A 17,295-nucleotide genomic window follows, 5' to 3' on the forward strand; every position below is an offset into this window, starting at 1 on the left:
ATTAATGTTAGGCATCACTGTACATGGTAGTTATGCGCTGCCGTACAGTCAACTGAAAGTTAGGAGATTGTCGTGATCGAAGCTCAACACATTGGCACCCGCATCCGCGAACTGCGAAAGGCGAAAGGCATGACGCTGCAGCAGCTGGCCGATGTGTTCGGTATCTCGCGCGGCGCCGTATCCGAGTGGGAAAATGGGCGTACGAACCCTGATCCGGGCCGACTTCTGAAACTCGCTGACACGCTCAGCACAACCGTTGAATACCTGCTCGCTGGGAAAAAGACGTCGCTGCGACTTGTGGGCGGGGCAAAGCGGGAAGCGGATCTTGCCTACATGGCACGAAACCCCGCAACGTTGCGCGCCGCAGTAGACGAAGCCGCGAAACAATCTCCTGACATCGTTGACAATTCCGAAAGCAACATTACAGAATGGCCAGTCGGAAAGCTGCCCCTCATTTCGTGGGTGCAAGCCGGAGACTGGAGCGAGATAGTGGATAATTTTCAACCGGGGGACGCCGAGGAATGGATCGCATGCCCGTTCCCGAGCGGTAGACACGGCTTCGTGTTGCGCGTGGTCGGCGATAGCATGTACAACCCGGGCGGCGACCTGTCGTTCCGCGAAGGCGACTTCATCAGCGTGAATCCTGATTGGGAAGCCAAGCACCGCAGCCTGGTCATCGCGCGCCACAACGGCGAAAAAGCGACCTTCAAGCAGTTGCTGATCGACGAGAACGACGGCCCGATGCTGTTCGCGCTGAATCCGAACTGGCCGAGACGCTATATCCCGCTCGACAAGCACACCGAGATCATCGGCGTCGTCACCGGCCAGTGGCGCCCGCTCGTGTAAGCCGCCCCGCCCCGCCAAACAGGTACCCGCCGCGAGCGGGTATTTTTTCGCACTTTCTGTACAGTGTCGCTTGACACTCACGTACAGCGTCGCCTACGATTCGTGTACAGCGTTGCCTAACGCAGCGCGCCTACCGAACCGGAGATTGCAATGTGCGACGAATCCACCGCGGACCTGATCCGCTGGATTGAAACCCATCACCTTCCCGAGCGTGTGATCGACAACGGCGACGGCACGCTGACCGTCGCGTGCGAAGTGGTCGCCGCTGACAACAGCGTGTCGATCGAGCGCTCGTCGATCCCGGCGACGCGTCAAGCCGCCCGCGACTGGCTCGGCTACTGAAATGGCAATCATCCTGATCGGCCTCGCGATCGCCGCTGCAGCAGTTGCAGTGCTGCTCGACGGCATCCGCCGAATCGGTCGAGACGAGCACCACCTGCACTGACCGCATTTTCGCATCGCCCGCCGCGGCCCCTGAGCCGCACAACCGTTAAGGAGTGCTTTACACCGTGGGTTCGAAGGAAGCCAGCAAACGCTACCGCGAGCGGCACAGGGAAAAGGTGCGCGAGATCCAGCGCGCATGGAATTCCGCCAACCGCGAGCGCGTCACCGCATACGGCAGAAACCGCAGCCGCCGGCGAGCAGGCTTCACCGAGGATCGCTTCGCTATCACGACAGCGCTGCAGGGGCGCGCATGCGCAATCTGCCGCACACCGTTCGATTCGCTGCCGTCGAAGTATGTGCACGCGGACCACGATCACAGCACGGGCGAAGCCCGCGGCGTGCTGTGCAAGAACTGCAATCTCGGGCTTGGCGTCTTCAAAGATTCACCGGCCCTGCTGTCGGCCGCAATCAACTACTTGGCTAAACCACCTTCGAAGGAGGTAATCGTGCTGGAACCCAAAATCGATGAACTGAAAGCCGCGGTCGAAGCAAACACCGCAATGCTCCGTGAACTCACCGCCGCCCTGCTCGCAGCCGGCGCCCTGCAAACCGCGCAGGCAAGCGCCGCGCTCCATTCCGCGCCCGGCGTACAGGCCGTCGCCGCCGCGCAGCGTGAGCTGAACGCGAAGGAAGCCGACACCGCAAAAAAGCAGACGTCGGGCACGGTAGCGGATGCGACTGCCGCCGATGCCTCCGGCTCCGCGCAGACCGCGACCGAATCGAAGCCGTCTGGCGCGACGTCTGCACCGACTCCCGCGAAATCCAACGACGAGCCGCCGAGCGCCGAGCGCAAGCCGTGGGCTGACAAGACGGCCGAGATCTACGCCGAACTGAAGGACGCCGAGCCGACGCAGGAGAACGTCAAGCGCCTGATCGTGTTCGGCATCAACCAGAAGATCCCGGGCGACGGCCGCGCGATCGCGGAGGCCGTGCTCGCGCGCTTTGGTGCGAACGCGGTCAGCGAGAAGCCCGGCAAGAAGGGCCTGAGCGCGGACCAGTACCCGGACGTGCTCGCGTACGGCCTGCGCGTGCTCGCCGGCGAGCTCGACCCGCGCGATTCGGAACAGGCGGCAGCATGAACCAGACCGCCATCGCGGCCGTCGTCGAGGATCAGGAGCATGCGCTCCTGTCCCCCTCGTCGGCCTACACCTGGATCGAGTGCGCGGCGTCGACCGCTGCGCAGATCGGCCAGCCGGACGAGTCGAGCGAGTACGCCGACGAAGGCACCGCCGCGCACGAACTCGGGAAGTGGTGCCTGCAACAGCGCCGATACGCCGACGAGTTCATCGGCACGGTGATCCCGGTCGGCACGGTGACGCGCCGTGACGAGGAATCGGGCGAGCTGATCACCGAGCCGCGCCGCACGTTCGAAGTCGACGAGGAAATGGCCGCCTACGTGCAGCTGTACGTCGACGGCGTGCGCGAGCGCGTCGAGGCACTGGAACTGGCGGGCGCCGAGGTGGCGCTGCTCGTCGAGCAACGGCTGTCGATCGAGCACATCACCGGCGAGCCCGGCGCGAAGGGTACGAGCGATTGCGTGATCATCGCCGTGTGGCCGGACGGCCGAGCCGAGATCGAGGTGCGCGACCTGAAGTACGGGCGCGGCGTCGCGGTCGCCGCCGAGCGCAACTATCAGGCCATGATCTACGCCGACGCGGCGCACGAGGAACACAGCGCGTTCTACGACTTCGAGCGCATCAACATCGTGATCCACCAGCCGCGCGTGAACGAGAAGCCGAGCGAATGGGCGATCACGCCCGCCGAGCTGCACGCCTGGATCTCCGACACCGCGAAGCCGGCCGCCGAGCGCGCGCTGCTGTACGTCGACAGCGTCGAGCTCGCCCCGCTCAGCCCGAGCGACTTCAACCCGGGCGAGAAACAGTGCAAGTTCTGCAAGGCCAAGGCTGTATGTCCGGCGCTCGCCGCGCACGTCGAGCAGACCATCGGCGCTGATTTCGACACGCTGGACGTCGGCATCAACGGCCCGGACGCGACGTATGTCACGAGCGTGACGAACGTCGACCTGCTCGATAACGAGCGCCTCGGCGTGATTTACACCTCGCTCGACCTGATCGACTCGTGGGCGAAGGCCGTGCGTGGCCGCATCGAGCACGAGCTGCTGCAGGCACGCCCGGTGCCCGGTGTGAAGCTCGTGGCCGGCCGCCGCGGCGCGCGCCAGTGGAGCGACGCAGAGAAGGCCGAAGCGCTGTTGAAGTCGATGCGCCTGAAGCAAGACCAGATGTACAACTTCAAGCTCATCAGCCCCACGCAGGCCGACAAGCTGCTGCGCACCGAGTCGCCCCGACGCTGGAAAAAGGTCGAGGCCGAGATCGTGCAGCGCGACGGCCGCCCGTCGGTCGCGCCGGATTCCGATCCGCGCCCCGCCCTCGAAATCCAACCGCCCGAAGATGACTTCGAAGTCGCGACGGCGGAAGACGACGGAAGCGACCTCGCATGACACCCGTCCTGTCTCAGCGCTTCCGCGCGACTGCTCGTGGTTGGTCGTCGGCCGGCCGTTACGTCAACGGTGTGCCCGGCTCGCCCGAGCCCATCCGCCAGGGCTGCCGCTGGACGGACAAAGAGGATTTCGATCTTCTCGACGCGTACACGCGCGGCGCGCCGTTCCGTTTGCTCGTCGCGATCCACCAGCGGACGCCGAACGCGATCGACATGCGCCTTGAACGCTGCATGGTCGGCGCCACGCGCCACATGCTCGCGCACAACCTGTAACCCCTATTCCACCGAAGGAGCACCACCCATGAAAGTCAAGCTCACCAACGTTCGTATCGCCTTCATCAACAACCTGCGCACGGCCGCCGAATTCGAGCCGGGCGACGGCAAGTTCCGCTACAGCGCGACGTTCCTCGTCGAGAAAGGCAGCGCGAACGACAAGGCTATCGAGGCCGCGATCAAGGCGGTAGCCGTCGAGGGCTGGGCCAAGAAGGCCGACGCGATGCTCGAAAGCTTCCGCAACAACGCGAACAAGTTCTGTTACCAGAACGGCGACCTGAAGGACTTCGACGGCTTCGAAGGGAACATGTACATCGCCGCGCACCGCAAGCGCGACGACGGCCGCCCGCTGCTGCTCGACAACATCGCCGATCCGGAAACCAACAAACCGGCGCGCCTCATCGACGCGAACGGCGAATGGCTGCCCGGCAAAGAAGGCCGCATCTACGCCGGTTGCTACGTGAACGCGACGATCGACATCTACGCGCAGACGAAGAACAACCCGGGCATCCGCTGCGGCCTGATGGGCGTGCAGTTCCATGCGCCGGGCGACAGCTTCTCGGGCGCGAGCCGCGCGAACGAAGACGACTTCGAGGCCGCCGCTCCGGAAACCGAGGACGAGCTCGACTGATTGCAGCGCCGGGCCTTGCGCCCGGCCGCACTCTGATACGCGGGGCGCTCGTCTCCAGCCGTGGCCGGCGCCACGGCACAAAACCCTTTCTCGCTACCCGTCGTCGCCCGCAGGTCAGCCGCACGGCGACGGAATGCGCAAACCGCGAGCGCTGAAATCAGACAGCGGAAAGATCGGGACGCCGGACATTCGGACTACTTATCAGGAGATTGAAATGCAACGCGAACCCGTCGCGAAAATTACTGGAGCCGATGAGTACGGCCCGATGCTGCAGTGGTCAACACATTGGGTCGAGCTTGTCGGAATGAATCTCTACGCCGCACCGGTACTGACGGACGCTGCACGCGACGTGCTCGCCGAGCATCGCCGGCGAGTCGAGGTGGAAGGCTTCACGCCCGAGCGTGGCGACAAGGATTTACTTGGCGATGCCTCAGTTCTCGCGGCCACTACCTACACGGGAGGTCCAAGCACGCTCCCGTGGCCGCTCGAATTGTTGAAGCCCGGCACGCCGCGCCAGATGCTCGTAAAAGCCGGCGCGCTGATCCTCGCCGCGATCGAGCAGATCGACCGTCGCGCCGCGAAATGAGCCTGATCCTGCCGCGCCGGCGCGTGCACATCCGCTGCAGTCGGGAGAAGTGCAAACGGCGCTACACGCTGCCGAAGCACCCCGACGAGTACGTGCGCGGATGGAAGTGCGCAGGCTGCGGCGGGACGCGGTTTCGCGAGATCAAGAATTTCCCGAAGGAGCACGGCGCGACCGAGTGCCAGTGCGGCGCGTTCATCTGGACAGGCTCGACCGGCCGCTACGAATGCACGAAGCACCGCCGCGGCACGGTTGGCTGCTTCTTCCGGCGCAACGGTGAGGAACGCAAGCCGGGCGACGCCGACTATCTGGACCCGAACTATGAACCCGACGAGGTGAGCGCATGAGCGCCGAAGGCGAAGTGACGATGCTGATCATCGACGGCAGCGTGTCGCGCATGTTGGAAGACGATCAGCGCAAATTCCGCGAGGCGCGGGAGCGTATCCGCGAAGCGGTCGAGGACTATGGTTTGCCCGGCCTGCTCGCGCTCACCTACGTCGCTTGCGAGGTGGACCAATGAACACGCAGCAATCCCTCGACCTGCGCGGCGGCCATCACGTCGGCCCGCTGTTCGTGCCCGTGAAGCGCCGCGCGCCGCTGATCACCTCGGGCCTGATGGCCGGCAAGCGTAGGCGTGCACGCGAGCGTCGCGCGACCCCGCCGTGGTTATCGCCGCTGCAGCGTCTCGCGATCGGCTCGCTCTACCTGCTCGCCGCGACGATGACGCGCCTGTCCGGCGAGCAGCACGTCGTCGATCACATCGTGCCGCTCGACGGAAAGCTGGTGTGCGGGCTGCATGTGCCCTGGAACATGCGCGTCACGCACTGGCGCGAGAACGCGGTGAAAGCCTGGCACACGTGGCCGGATATGCCGTTCGAACAGATCACCCTTTTCTAACAACCCACAGGCTGTATCGGACGGATACAGTCTATCGCCTGTACAGGATTGCCCTGATGGAATTCGAACTGTTCACCGGCGACTGCATCGACGTGATGCGTACCCTGCCAGCGGCGTCCTTCGACGCGATCATCACCGACCCGCCCTACGGCGAAACGTCGCTCGATTGGGATCGGCACGTCTCGGGTTGGACGGCAGAAGCCGCGCGGCTGTTGAAACCAACCGGCTCGCTGTGGTGCTTCGGATCGCTGCGCTTTTTCATGGAGCGCGCGAAGGACTTTGCCGACTGGACGATCGCACAGGACACCGTGTGGGAGAAGCACAACGGCACGAACGCATTCAAGGACCGATTCCGTCGTGTCCACGAGCACGCTATTCACGCCTACCGCGGCGCGTGGCGCGACGTCTACAAGAAACCGCTGTTCACGCACGATGCCCGCGCGCGCGCGTCGTCCGCCGTAAAGCACGCCCTGCGCAGTGGGGTGACATCGGCTCCGCGTCGTATGTGTCTGTCGACGGCGGCCCGCGGCTGATGCGTTCAGTCATGTTCTGCCGCTCGATGCACGGCAGCGCCGTGCATCCTACGCAAAAGCCCGTCGAGATAATCGCGCCGCTCATCGAATATTCCTGCCCGCCGGGCGGCCGTGTGCTCGATCCGTTCATGGGTAGCGGTACGACCGGCGTCGCGGCAGCGCAGCTTGGCTGCGACTTCGTTGGGATCGAACTGCGCACCGACTTCGCTGCGATTGCCGGCGAGCGCCTCGCCCACGCCTACGGAGCGGACCTCGCATGAAGCTCTGGCTCGACACTGAAACTTTCAGCCCTACTCCGCTGAACCACGGCACGCACCGCTACGCCGAGCGCGTCGAGATCATGATCTGGACGTGGGCCATCGACGACGGCCCGGTCGGCACGTGGGACGTGACCACCGGCGCGCCGATGCCGGCCGAGCTCGACGAGGCGATCGATGCGGCTGACGAATACTGGTGGCAGAACGGTGGGCAATTCGATCGCGTCGTGCTGAAACACGCGGCGCCCGCGATCTACGCGCGCATGCCCGAGCACAAGTGGCGCGACACGATGGTGCAGGCATATGCGCACGGCCTGCCCGGCAAGCTCGCCCTGCTCTGCGAGATCTTCAACGTTCCGACCGACCAGGCGAAGGATAAGGAAGGTGCGCAGCTGATCCAGTTGTTCTGCAAGCCGCGGCCGGCGAACAGCGGCCTGCGCCGCGCCACGCGCGAGACACACCCCGAGCAGTGGGCGAAGTTTCTCGAGTATGCGGGCAACGACATCACGGCTGAACGCGCCGTGCACAAGGCGATGCCGCGCTGGAACTACCCGAACAACGCGACCGAGCTCGCGCTCTGGCATCAAGACCAGCGCATCAACATGCGCGGCATGCAGATGGACGTTGAGTTGGCCGAGGCCGCGGTGCGCGCCATCGATCGCGCGCAAAAGGATCTCGCCGCGCGCACGGTCGAGCTGACCGACGGCGAAGTCGCGAAGGCCACGCAGCGCGACAAGCTGCTCGCACACCTGCTCGCCGAGTACGACGTCGACCTGCCCGACATGAAGAAGTCGACGCTCGAACGCCGCATCAACGATCCGGATCTGCCGGACGCGCTGCGCGAACTGCTGGCGATCCGGCTCGAAGCGACGATGACCAGCTCGTCGAAATACAAAACGCTGCTGCGCGGCGTGTCGGCCGACGGACGTCTGCGCGGGTTGATGCAGTTTTGCGGCGCGCAGCGCACGGGCCGCGTCGCGCACCGGCTGTTCCAGCCCGGCAACATGCCGCGCCCGGACGTCGGCCTGATGGCGCGCGAGCTCGGCCTGCCGAAGTTCTCAGACGGCGACGCCGAGCGCTACACGGAGCTCGGCATCGAGGCGTTGAAAACCGGCTGCGCTGATCTCGTGTTCGAGAACGTCATCGGGCTGACGGCGAACGTCGTGCGTGGCACGATCATCGCGCCGGATGGCAAGCGCCTGTACGTGTCCGACTTGTCGAACATCGAAGGGCGTGACGCGGCGTGGCTGGCGCGCGAGGACTGGAAGCTACAGGCGTTCCGCGACTACGACGCCGGCACCGGGCCCGACCTGTACAAGCTCGCGTACGCACGCTCGTTCGGCGTCGACATCGCGGACGTGACGAAGGAGCGCCGCCAGCTCGGCAAGGTGCAGGAGCTCGCGCTCGCGTACGAGGGAGGTGTCGGTGCGTTCGTCACGTTCACGATGACCTACAAGATGGACCTGGACGACATCCGCGCGGCCGTGTTCGCGGCGCTCGATACCGTCGATCCGGAAGTTGTGCGCGGCGCGCGCGGCATGTGGGATTGGGCGGTGAAGAAGCGGCGCACGCTCGGCCTGCCGCAAGACGTGTTCATCGCCTGCGACATCCTGAAGCGCGCATGGCGCGCCGCGCACCCGCAGATCTCGAGCTATTGGGGTGAGCTGAAGGACGCGGCGATCCTCGCGATCAGCTCGCCGGGCAAGACCGTGCACGCCCGGCGCGTGATCATGCGACGCGACGGCGAGTGGCTGCGCGTGCAGTTGCCGAGCAAACGCCAGCTCTGCTACCTCGCGCCGCGCGTGAGCGACGACGGCGAGATCAGCTACATGGGTGTGAACCAGTACACCCGGAAGTGGCAGCGCACGAAGACGTACGGCGGGAAGATCTTCGAGAACCTGTGCCAAGCCGTCGCGCGCGATGTGCTGTTCTACAACGCACCCGCTGTCGAGGCCGCCGGCTACGACATCGTGCTTTCGATCCACGACGAGCTGATTACAGAAGCGCCTGACACGGACGAATACTCGGCCGCCGAACTGTCGAGCCTGATCGCGACCCCGCCGGCATGGGCCGAAGGCATGCCGCTGGCCGCCGCCGGGTTCTCCGCATACCGCTACAAGAAGGACTGATCATGGGCGAGATTGCCGACGACCACCTCGACCGCATGTTCGACCGCATGTTCGACGACGAGGACAGCTTTTTCACGCGGCGCGCGCCCTACCGGCCGGGCTTCGACCGCACGTGCGAGCGCTGCGGCAAAGGCGGGTTGAAGTGGCGCGAAGACGATACCGGCTGGCGGCTTTACGAGCGCGAACGCGGCGATCGTAACCAGTACCTACGGCACGAATGCAACCCGCCGTCGGAGGACGATTTCGACGTGATCGACCCCGCCGAAAATTCTCGTTGTTAGGCATTGCTGTACGTTCGTGTTAGGTGTATTGTACAGCCACACCTAACACGAACGGAGCACCACATGACGCCCGCCCCGAAGACGTTCAAGGTTTCAGGTACGAACGGCTCACTATCCCTCGAAGCGAAGCAACTAGCGACCTTCGCTCACTACATCAATCAGCAGCAGTTCCGGTTCGTCGTCACACAACTGCCGCATGAAGTAACACCGTCGCTGACCCATCGCGCGAGCGGCCTGCGCGTCGCGTCGATCCCCTTCATCGCGATCCAGGCCGCCGCCGGCGATTACAAGGTCGCTGCGCTCAGCGAACTGCAGCGTCTGATCGAACGTGTCGGCGAAGCACGGCTTGCGTCGTCGCTCCGCAAAGCGGAAGCGTGAGGCGGCCATGCTCGAAAAGACCGTCGAAACCTACCTCGTCGACCGCGTCCGCGCAGCGGGCGGCGACGCCTACAAATTCAGCAGCCCGGCGCGCGTGAGCGTGCCCGACCGCATCGTTATCTTCCCGCCGGCGCGCATCTATTTCGTCGAGCTGAAACGGCCCGGCGGCGTAGTGACGAAGGGCCAGCTGCGCGAGCACGAGCGCCTGCGCGCGCTCGGCTGCGACGTGCGCGTGATCGACAGCCGCGAAGCTGTCGACACATTCGTGCAGAAGGTCCGCGAGCAACTGATCGGCGACGACCGCGCGTTGCTCGTCGAGGCTTCGAAGTTTGGCCAGTTCGATGACGACTTCGACCAACCGCAGGCGAAACCGATCCGATCCGCGCTGCGCCGGCTGTGCGCTGCGCTTGAGGCGACCGTACAGCCACCGTACGACGGCAACCACGTCGAGAACCATTGCCCGGAGTGCAACGAGTACGAAAACGAATGCTCGTGCGCGGCGTTCGTACGCGACGTGGCAGAGCAGACCCCCGAGAAACCGGATCACTGGAATTCGTGCGGTCAGTGCGAGCGCAACATCGACCGCGCTCAGGATCTGCGCCGTACGGGAGGTGCGGCATGACCGTCTACGTCGACGACATGTTCCAGTACGACATGGGGCGTTACGGCCGGATGCGAATGAGCCACATGATCGCGGACACGACCGAGGAACTGCTCGGCATGGCGCGGCGCATCGGCGTACCGGTGCGCTGGCTTCAACACTCCGGCGACGCGGCCGAGCACTTCGACATCGCAAAGAGCAAGCGCGAGCAGGCACTGGCCGCCGGCGCGGTACCGATCACGCTGCGCCAGTGTTCCGCCATGTGTGCCCGTCGGCGCATCGAGGGGCGGCTTGGCGAACCCGCGGACGCCGAAGCGTGGCGCAATGCGTTCGGGCGCCGTACGGGAGAGGCAGCATGAAAGCCGCGATCTACGCCCTCGCCTGCATCGGCGCCGTCGTCATGACGCTCTGCCTCGCCGGCGCGCTCGGCATCGGCCACTTCCGCCTGTACTACGGCCTGACCGCCGTCGAATGCTACGCAGCGGGGTACGGCACGTGATGCAGACGATCAAGCCCCGCGCGCGTCCGCTCGGCGCGCATGCCTGGTACGTGACCGACCGCCGCGGTATCACCGCTTTCGACTCGACGCTCGACGGCGCGCTCGCGCTGTACTTCCGCTGCGTGCTGCACGTCGCTACGGAGCCACGCCGATGACACGCCGCGTATTCACTCCGTGGGAGTACCAGGGCCTCATCATCGAGCACCAGCTCGAAATCCCGCGCTCGAACGTGTGGGCCGGCATGGGCCTCGGCAAGACAGTCAGCACGCTCTCGGCGCTCGAAACGAACTACCACTTCGGGATCGAGTCGATGCCGACGCTCGTCGTCGCGCCGAAGCGCGTTGCGAAATTCACTTGGCCCGAAGAATGCGGCAAGTGGGAGCACCTGTCCGGTATGGAAGTCGTGCCGATCCTCGGCGATCCGACTCGGCGCGCGATGCAACTGCGCCGCGATGCGCCCGTCTTCTCGATCAACTACGAAAACCTGCCGTGGCTGATCGACTGGTTCAAGCACAACCCGCGCCCGTGGCCGTTCGGCACGGTGATCGCCGACGAGTCGACGAAGCTGAAATCGACGCGCGTGTCGAACCAGAAGAGCAAGAAAGACAAGGAGTTCGTGAAGAAGTCGGGCGGCAGCGTACGTGGCCGCGCGCTCGCGGATATTGCCCATACGAAGGTGCACCGGTGGGTGAACCTGACCGGCACGCCCTCGCCGAACGGGTTGCAGGATCTCTGGGGGCAGCAGTGGTTCGTCGACGGCGGCCAGCGGCTCGGGCGCAGCTATTTGGCGTTCGAGGACCGATGGTTCCAGTCAGTACGCGGCGGCGATGGGTACAACAAAAAGCGCCCGCTCGCGCATGCGCAGGACGAGATTCAAAAAGTGCTCGCTGACTGCACGATCTCCCTCGACCCGGCCGACTGGTTCGACCTTGAAGCACCGATCATGCGCCCGGTCTATGTCGAACTGCCGGCGGCCGCGCGTCGGCTGTACCGCGACATGGAACGCCACATGTTCATGGAGATCGGCAACAACCCGATCGAGGCCATGAATACCGCGAGCAAGACGATGAAGTGTCTGCAGCTCGCGAACGGCGCCGTCTATAAGCAGGAGGACGACGGCACCGACACGGCGCCGTGGCACGAGGTGCACGACGTGAAGCTGCAGGCGCTCGATGAAATCGTCGAGGAAGCAGCAGGCATGCCGGTGCTCGTCGCGTACCACTTCAAATCGGATCTCGCCCGCGTCATGAAGGCGTTTCCCGGCGCGCTCGACCTGAGCAACGACGACGCGCTACGGGCAGCGAAGCAAGGCAAGGGGCGGCTATGGCTCGCGCATCCCGCCAGTCTCGGCCACGGCGTCGACGGGCTGCAGGAGCACTCGAACATCATCACGTTCTTCGGCAACTGGTGGAACCTCGAGGAATACCTGCAGATCATCGAGCGCATCGGCCCGGTGCGCCAGATGCAGGCCGGCCGCCGCCGACCTGTTTTCATCCATCCGATCATCGCGCGCGACACCGTCGACGAAGACGTCATGGAGCGCCGTGAAACGAAGCGCGCCGTGCAGGACATCCTGCTCGACGCCATGAAACGCCGCGCGGGCCGCTGACGCGCAGACCAGGAGCACCCACCATGCACACCCCCTTTCAATCCCCGCCGGCTCCGACGCCGCCCGTGAAGCTGTACCGCGTCGCCGAAGTGTCGAAGATGCTCGGCGTCTGCCGGGCCACCGTCTACAATCTGGTGCGCGACGGCAAGCTCACGCTCGTCAAGATCGGCAAGCGTTCGAGCGGCATCACGTCGACCAGTTTGGAGGCGCTTGTGTCGCGCCCTAACAACACAAATTGAATCGGGTAGCTAGATGGGTAGTCAAAACCGTTTTTCAGCTACCCATCGCCAGCAAACCCGCGCCAGATAAGGCGAAGAGGATTTAATGAAGATTGCCACCTGGAACGTCAACTCGCTCAACGTCCGCAAGCAGCACGTGCTCGACTGGCTCGCGCAAAGCGGAACCGACGTGCTGTGCCTGCAGGAACTGAAGCTGCCGGACGAGAAATTCCCGCGCGCCGAGCTCGAGGCGGTCGGCTACCGCAGCTGGTTCACCGGCCAGAAGACCTACAATGGCGTCGCGATCCTCGCGCGCGACACGCTGTCCGTCGACGAATCGGACGTCGTGCGCAACATCCCCGGTTTCGACGATCCGCAGCAGCGCGTGGTCGCCGCGACGGTCGACGGCGTGCGCATCGTGTCCGCGTATTTCCCGAACGGCCAGGCGCCCGACTCCGACAAGTTCGTCTACAAGATGCAATGGCTCGACGCGCTGCAGGCATGGCTGCGCACCGAGCTGCAGCGCTACCCGAAGCTCGCGCTGCTCGGCGACTACAACATCGCGCCGGAAGACCGCGACGTGCACGACCCGGCGAAATGGGAAGGCCAGAACCTCGTGTCGCCGCAGGAGCGCGCCCACTTCGCGCAACTGATCGAGCTCGGCTTCGTCGATGCGTTCCGCCGCTTCGAACAGCCGGAGAAAACCTTCACGTGGTGGGACTACCGGATGATGGCGTTCCGCCGCAACGCGGGGCTGCGCATCGACCACGTGCTGCTGTCGCCGGCGCTGGCCGAAACCTGCACGTCGTGCGAAGTCGATCGCACGCCGCGCACGTGGGAACAGCCGTCCGACCACACGCCCGTCGTCGCGGTCGTCGGCTGATCTCCCGGGCAGCCCGCGCGCGTTCAGCGCCGCGCGGGCGCCGGCCCGAGATGGGCCCACAGGAACCCGAATTCGGCCGCATCGGCCTCCGCGCGTTCCAGATCGTCGGCGCTGCCGTGGCCGCCGTCGGTGTTCTCCCAGTACCACACCCGTTCATGACCGAGCGCGTGCATGCGCGCAGCCATCTTGCGTGCATGCGCGGGATGCACGCGGTCGTCGCGCGTCGACGTCGTCAGCAGCAGCGGCGGATACGCGACGCCTTCGCGCACACGGTGATACGGCGAGTACGCGGCTAGCGCCGCACCTTCGTGCGGATCGTCCGGGTCACCGTATTCGTCGAGCCATGCGGCGCCCGCGTGCAGCTTCGGATAACGCTGCATGTCGAGCAGCGGCACGCGGCAGAGCACCGCGCCGAACAACTCCGGCCGCTGCACCATGCACGCGGCGACCAGCAGCCCGCCGTTGCTGCCGCCTTCGATGCCCAGCTGCGCGGCAGTCGTCACGCCGGTCGCGGCCAGATCCTCGGCCACCGCGATGAAATCGTCGAACGAACGCTGGCGGTGTTCGCGCTGCGCATCGACGTGCCAGCGCGGCCCGAACTCGCCGCCGCCGCGGATGTGCGCGAATGCCATCACGCCGCCGCGCTCGAGCCACCCGATACCGAACGCATCGCTGTAGCCCGGCAGGTTCGGAATCGCGAAGCCGCCATAGCCCGACAGCAGGCACGGCCGCGCGACACGCGTGGCACCGTCGGCCACGTCGAGTGCATCGCGCGGCCCGATCAGCGTGTACGGCACGATCGTGCCGTCTTGCGAGCGTGCGCTGGCGCGGCGCACGACGAGCCCGACCGCGTCGAACTGCACCGGCGGCCGGTCGAGCAGCACGCGGCGCGACGGCGCATCGTCCGCGCGATCCGCAAGGTCGGCCAGCCAGCATTCGGGCGGATCGAGACAGGTGTCGACGTCCACGTAAATCTCGTCGTTCAGCGTCGACTCGACAGGCTCGACGTCGATCTGCGCATCGCCCGGCCCCGGCCACTCGAACGGCCTCGCATCCCACGTCCACGTACCGTCGTCGGCCTGGCTCGGCTGCCACAGCATCGTGCGGTTGTGCACGTCGTCGAGCCAGCTCGCGATCAGCGTCGTGCGCGTGTGCGTCCACGTGCACGCGGACGTCGACGGTTGCGGCGCGAACAGCGTCGTGAGTTCGCGCGACCCGGCGAGGAACGCCTGCTCGCGGATCGCGAGCAGCGAGCCGCCCGCATGGCGCACGCCGTCGCAATCCCAGTCGAGGCGCGGCTCCAGCATGAGCCAGCCTTCCCAGAACCCGACCTCGACATGGGTCGGCACGTCGTAGCGCACCCACTCGCCCGCTTCCGTCAAGCGGTACGCATGGGCGTCGAAGAAATCGACGCTGCGCCACGCGACGTGACGGTTGTCGATCGGATCGAACCCCGCACCCGCGCTGATGTCGTCGGGTTCGCCGCGGAAGACGACGGGCGCATCGGCCAGCGCGGTGCCACGCACCCAGCGCCGCGCTTCATACGGATAGCCGGCCGCGGTCGCATGCGCTTCGCCGCGATCCCAGCTCACGTAGACGGTATCGCGATCGATCCAGCCCACCGTGTGATGTCCCGGCTCGTCGATCGTGAAACCGCCGTCGACGAAACGGCGTTCGACGAGATCGAATTCGCGCACGACGACCGCGTCGGCGCCGCCCGGCGACAGCGACAGCAGCGCGCGATCGCCGTCCGGGTACAGGATCGCGTCCTGCTCGAACACCCACGACTCGCCCTCCTCCGCACCGAGCGCGTCGACGTCGAGCAGCGTTTCCCACGCCGGTTTTCCCGCGCGCCAGTCGTCCCAGCGCGTGCGGCGCCACAGCCCCTTCGGATGGAGATCGTCCTGCCACAGGTCGTAGGCCCAGTCGCGCCAGCGCGTCGGAATCACCGGGCGCTCGCGCGGCAGGTACGCTTTGGCGAGGCGCGCCGTCAGCGCGCGATACGCGTCGTCGTCACGCAGCGCGGCGCGCGTGCGCGCATTCTGCTCGTCGACCCATGTGCGGGCGCGCTTGCTGTCGAGCGCTTCGAGGAAACGGAACGGGTCGGCCCCGGCGGGCCAGCGGAAGGAATCGGACATTGAGGATCGGCGGAATGGCAAACGGCGTGCAAACCGCGATTATGTCCGATCGCGGCATGCGCGATGCCCGCGCATGCCGCAAATCGTGCTCAGGGCTCCAGATGGAGTTCCTGGATCTTGCGCGTGATGGTGTTGCGGCCGATGCCGAGCCGCTCCGCGGCCTCGACCTTGCGGCCGCGCGTGAAGTCGAGCGCCTCGCGGATCACGGCTGCCTCGAAGCGGCGTGCGAGTTCGTCCATCACGTCGGCCGAGTTCTCGCGCAACAGCCGTGCGACCTCGGTACGCAAGCCATGCTCCCAGACCGGATAGCCAGCCGGCGCGCCGCCGTTCGGCGCGGCCGCGACGGGCGCGGACACCGCCGGCAGCGCACCGATCGCCGGTTGCGTGAGCGCCGTCTCGCCACCGCCGCCGTGCGCATCCGCACCGTCGCCCGTCGCCGCGACCGGCGCACCGGCCGGCACGAGGTCGGGCGGCAGGTCCTTGATCTCGACCGTCTGCGCGGGCGCCATCACGGTCAGCCAGTTCGCGAGGTTCTCGAGCTGGCGCACGTTGCCGGGAAACGCCAGCGACGTGAGGTAAGCCAGCGCTTCGTCGGACACGCGCTTCGGCTCGACGCCGAGATCGCGCGCGCTCTTCTGCAGGAAGTGGCGCGTGAGCAGCGCGATGTCCTCGCTGCGCTCGCGCAGCGGCGGCAGGCGCAGCCGGATCACGTTGAGGCGGTGGTAAAGGTCCTCGCGGAACAGCCCCTGGCGCACGCGCGATTCGAGATTCTGGTGCGTCGCGGCGATCACGCGCACGTTCGCGCGCAGCGGGTTGTGGCCGCCGACCCGATAGAACTGCCCGTCCGACAGCACGCGCAACAGGCGCGTCTGCAGGTCGAACGGCATGTCGCCGATTTCGTCGAGGAACAGCGTGCCGTTCTCGGCCTGCTCGAAGCGGCCCTGCCGCGTCGTCTGCGCGCCGGTGAACGCGCCGCGCTCATGGCCGAACAGCTCGGATTCGAGCAGGTCCTTCGGAATCGCCGCGGTGTTCAGCGCGATGAACGGCCCGTTCGCACGCGGACTGTGACGATGCAGCGCACGCGCGACGAGCTCCTTGCCGGTGCCCGATTCGCCGGTGATCAGCACGGTCGCGGCCGAGTGCGACAGGCGGCCGATCGCGCGGAACATGTCCTGCATCGCGGGCGCCTGGCCAAGCATCTCGGGCGCCTCGGCCACGCGCTCGTCCTGCGGCGCACCGCCGCGCAGGCTTTCTTCCACCGCGCGGCGGATCAGCTCGACCGCCTTGTCGACGTCGAACGGCTTCGCGAGATATTCGAACGCGCCGCCCTGGAACGCCGCGACGGCGCTGTCGAGATCGGAGAACGCCGTCATGATGATGACGGGCAGGCCCGGCAGGCGCTCGTGCATCGCCTGCAGCAACTCGAGGCCCGAGCCGCCCGGCATCCGGATGTCGGATACGAGCACCTGCGGGGTCTCGTGGTCGAGCGCGGCCAGCGCGTCACGCACGTTCGCGAAGCTCTTCGTCGCGAAGCTGTCCCGGGCGAGCGCCTTTTCGAGCACCCAGCGGATCGATTGGTCGTCGTCTACTATCCAGATCGGCTTCATAGGTCGGTCAGATATGGGTAAATCCGGTGAA

23 protein-coding genes and 1 pseudogene are annotated in these 17,295 nt (G+C 66.0%); 21 read left to right on the plus strand and 3 right to left on the minus strand.

The window, feature by feature from the left end; genetic code table 11:
- The first annotated feature begins 72 nt into the window (after nucleotides 1–72).
- The 17 genes and pseudogenes from LGM56_RS24485 to LGM56_RS24565 all read left to right on the plus strand — a co-directional run.
- Nucleotides 73–846, plus strand: coding sequence for a LexA family protein (locus LGM56_RS24485; RefSeq protein ID WP_226206988.1), 774 nt, complete (start codon nucleotides 73–75; stop codon nucleotides 844–846).
- A 150-nt stretch (nucleotides 847–996) separates the two neighbouring features.
- Nucleotides 997–1,188 (plus strand): hypothetical protein, encoded by a 192-nt coding sequence (locus LGM56_RS24490; protein WP_107313988.1) that lies wholly within the window; start codon nucleotides 997–999, stop codon nucleotides 1,186–1,188.
- A gap of 167 nt (nucleotides 1,189–1,355) precedes the next feature.
- Nucleotides 1,356–2,369, plus strand: a complete 1,014-nt coding sequence (locus LGM56_RS24495; RefSeq protein ID WP_226206989.1) for an endonuclease domain-containing protein — start codon at nucleotides 1,356–1,358, stop codon at nucleotides 2,367–2,369.
- On the plus strand, nucleotides 2,366–3,748 hold the full coding sequence (locus LGM56_RS24500; RefSeq protein WP_226206990.1) for a DUF2800 domain-containing protein: 1,383 nt from the start codon (nucleotides 2,366–2,368) through the stop codon (nucleotides 3,746–3,748). Before LGM56_RS24495 ends, LGM56_RS24500 begins: the two co-directional genes overlap by 4 nt.
- Entirely contained in the window at nucleotides 3,745–4,020 is a 276-nt protein-coding gene (locus LGM56_RS24505; RefSeq protein WP_226206991.1) for a hypothetical protein, read from the plus strand. The genes LGM56_RS24500 and LGM56_RS24505 overlap by 4 nt, the downstream gene beginning before the upstream one ends.
- 28 nt (nucleotides 4,021–4,048) lie before the next feature.
- Entirely contained in the window at nucleotides 4,049–4,651 is a 603-nt protein-coding gene (locus LGM56_RS24510) for an ssDNA-binding protein (RefSeq protein WP_226206992.1), read from the plus strand.
- A gap of 214 nt (nucleotides 4,652–4,865) precedes the next feature.
- Entirely contained in the window at nucleotides 4,866–5,237 is a 372-nt protein-coding gene (locus LGM56_RS24515; RefSeq protein WP_226206993.1) for a hypothetical protein, read from the plus strand.
- Nucleotides 5,234–5,581: a hypothetical protein gene (locus LGM56_RS24520; protein WP_226206994.1), complete on the plus strand. Its 348-nt coding sequence runs from the start codon at nucleotides 5,234–5,236 to the stop codon at nucleotides 5,579–5,581. Before LGM56_RS24515 ends, LGM56_RS24520 begins: the two co-directional genes overlap by 4 nt.
- Nucleotides 5,578–5,754, plus strand: coding sequence for a hypothetical protein (locus LGM56_RS24525; protein ID WP_175813332.1), 177 nt, complete (start codon nucleotides 5,578–5,580; stop codon nucleotides 5,752–5,754). Before LGM56_RS24520 ends, LGM56_RS24525 begins: the two co-directional genes overlap by 4 nt.
- On the plus strand, nucleotides 5,751–6,131 hold the full coding sequence (locus LGM56_RS24530; RefSeq protein WP_226206995.1) for a hypothetical protein: 381 nt from the start codon (nucleotides 5,751–5,753) through the stop codon (nucleotides 6,129–6,131). Before LGM56_RS24525 ends, LGM56_RS24530 begins: the two co-directional genes overlap by 4 nt.
- Before the next feature lie 56 nt (nucleotides 6,132–6,187).
- Entirely contained in the window at nucleotides 6,188–6,664 is a 477-nt protein-coding gene (locus tag LGM56_RS24535) for a DNA methyltransferase (RefSeq protein ID WP_226206996.1), read from the plus strand.
- Nucleotides 6,665–6,675: 11 nt separating this feature from the next.
- Nucleotides 6,676–6,924, plus strand: a complete 249-nt coding sequence (locus LGM56_RS24540) for a DNA methyltransferase (RefSeq protein ID WP_413226798.1) — start codon at nucleotides 6,676–6,678, stop codon at nucleotides 6,922–6,924.
- The gene (locus LGM56_RS24545; RefSeq protein ID WP_226206997.1) at nucleotides 6,921–9,050 is read left to right on the plus strand and encodes a DNA polymerase I; all 2,130 of its coding nucleotides are present in this window, start codon (nucleotides 6,921–6,923) and stop codon (nucleotides 9,048–9,050) included. Before LGM56_RS24540 ends, LGM56_RS24545 begins: the two co-directional genes overlap by 4 nt.
- Nucleotides 9,051–9,052: 2 nt before the next feature.
- Nucleotides 9,053–9,331, plus strand: coding sequence for a hypothetical protein (locus tag LGM56_RS24550; RefSeq protein WP_226206998.1), 279 nt, complete (start codon nucleotides 9,053–9,055; stop codon nucleotides 9,329–9,331).
- A gap of 63 nt (nucleotides 9,332–9,394) precedes the next feature.
- A complete protein-coding gene (locus LGM56_RS24555) occupies nucleotides 9,395–9,709 on the plus strand; it encodes a hypothetical protein (RefSeq protein ID WP_226206999.1) in 315 nt (104 codons plus the stop codon).
- 7 nt (nucleotides 9,710–9,716) lie between these two features.
- Nucleotides 9,717–10,331, plus strand: a complete 615-nt coding sequence (locus LGM56_RS24560) for a hypothetical protein (RefSeq protein WP_226207000.1) — start codon at nucleotides 9,717–9,719, stop codon at nucleotides 10,329–10,331.
- Nucleotides 10,328–10,567 (plus strand): annotated as a pseudogene (locus LGM56_RS24565) (DUF4031 domain-containing protein); the annotation flags it as partial. The gene LGM56_RS24560 and the pseudogene LGM56_RS24565, both read left to right, overlap by 4 nt.
- Here LGM56_RS24565 and LGM56_RS37035 read toward each other — a convergent pair.
- On the minus strand, nucleotides 10,465–10,749 hold the full coding sequence (locus tag LGM56_RS37035) for a TilS substrate-binding domain-containing protein (RefSeq protein ID WP_226207061.1): 285 nt from the start codon (nucleotides 10,747–10,749) through the stop codon (nucleotides 10,465–10,467). The pseudogene LGM56_RS24565 and the gene LGM56_RS37035 overlap by 103 nt on opposite strands.
- 59 nt (nucleotides 10,750–10,808) lie before the next feature.
- Here LGM56_RS37035 and LGM56_RS24575 point away from each other — a divergent pair, with 59 nt between their 5' ends.
- From LGM56_RS24575 to xth, 4 genes are all read left to right on the plus strand, one after another.
- Complete coding sequence (locus LGM56_RS24575) at nucleotides 10,809–10,964, plus strand: hypothetical protein (protein ID WP_226207001.1); 156 nt, start codon at nucleotides 10,809–10,811, stop codon at nucleotides 10,962–10,964.
- Nucleotides 10,961–12,418, plus strand: coding sequence for a DEAD/DEAH box helicase (locus tag LGM56_RS24580; RefSeq protein WP_226207002.1), 1,458 nt, complete (start codon nucleotides 10,961–10,963; stop codon nucleotides 12,416–12,418). Before LGM56_RS24575 ends, LGM56_RS24580 begins: the two co-directional genes overlap by 4 nt.
- A gap of 23 nt (nucleotides 12,419–12,441) precedes the next feature.
- Nucleotides 12,442–12,657: a helix-turn-helix transcriptional regulator gene (locus LGM56_RS24585; protein WP_226207003.1), complete on the plus strand. Its 216-nt coding sequence runs from the start codon at nucleotides 12,442–12,444 to the stop codon at nucleotides 12,655–12,657.
- Between the two features lie 85 nt (nucleotides 12,658–12,742).
- The gene (xth, locus tag LGM56_RS24590) at nucleotides 12,743–13,519 is read left to right on the plus strand and encodes an exodeoxyribonuclease III (RefSeq protein WP_226207004.1); all 777 of its coding nucleotides are present in this window, start codon (nucleotides 12,743–12,745) and stop codon (nucleotides 13,517–13,519) included.
- A gap of 23 nt (nucleotides 13,520–13,542) precedes the next feature.
- Here the strand turns inward: xth and LGM56_RS24595 are convergent, their stop codons facing one another.
- Both LGM56_RS24595 and ntrC read right to left on the minus strand, forming a co-directional pair.
- Nucleotides 13,543–15,657, minus strand: a complete 2,115-nt coding sequence (locus tag LGM56_RS24595; RefSeq protein WP_226207005.1) for a prolyl oligopeptidase family serine peptidase — start codon at nucleotides 15,655–15,657, stop codon at nucleotides 13,543–13,545.
- A gap of 89 nt (nucleotides 15,658–15,746) precedes the next feature.
- Complete coding sequence (gene ntrC, locus LGM56_RS24600; RefSeq protein ID WP_226207006.1) at nucleotides 15,747–17,264, minus strand: nitrogen regulation protein NR(I); 1,518 nt, start codon at nucleotides 17,262–17,264, stop codon at nucleotides 15,747–15,749.
- Nucleotides 17,265–17,295: the final 31 nt, after the last annotated feature.

The sequence above is a fragment of the Burkholderia sp. AU38729 genome (assembly GCF_020419725.1).
In the GTDB taxonomy this organism is placed as follows: domain Bacteria; phylum Pseudomonadota; class Gammaproteobacteria; order Burkholderiales; family Burkholderiaceae; genus Burkholderia.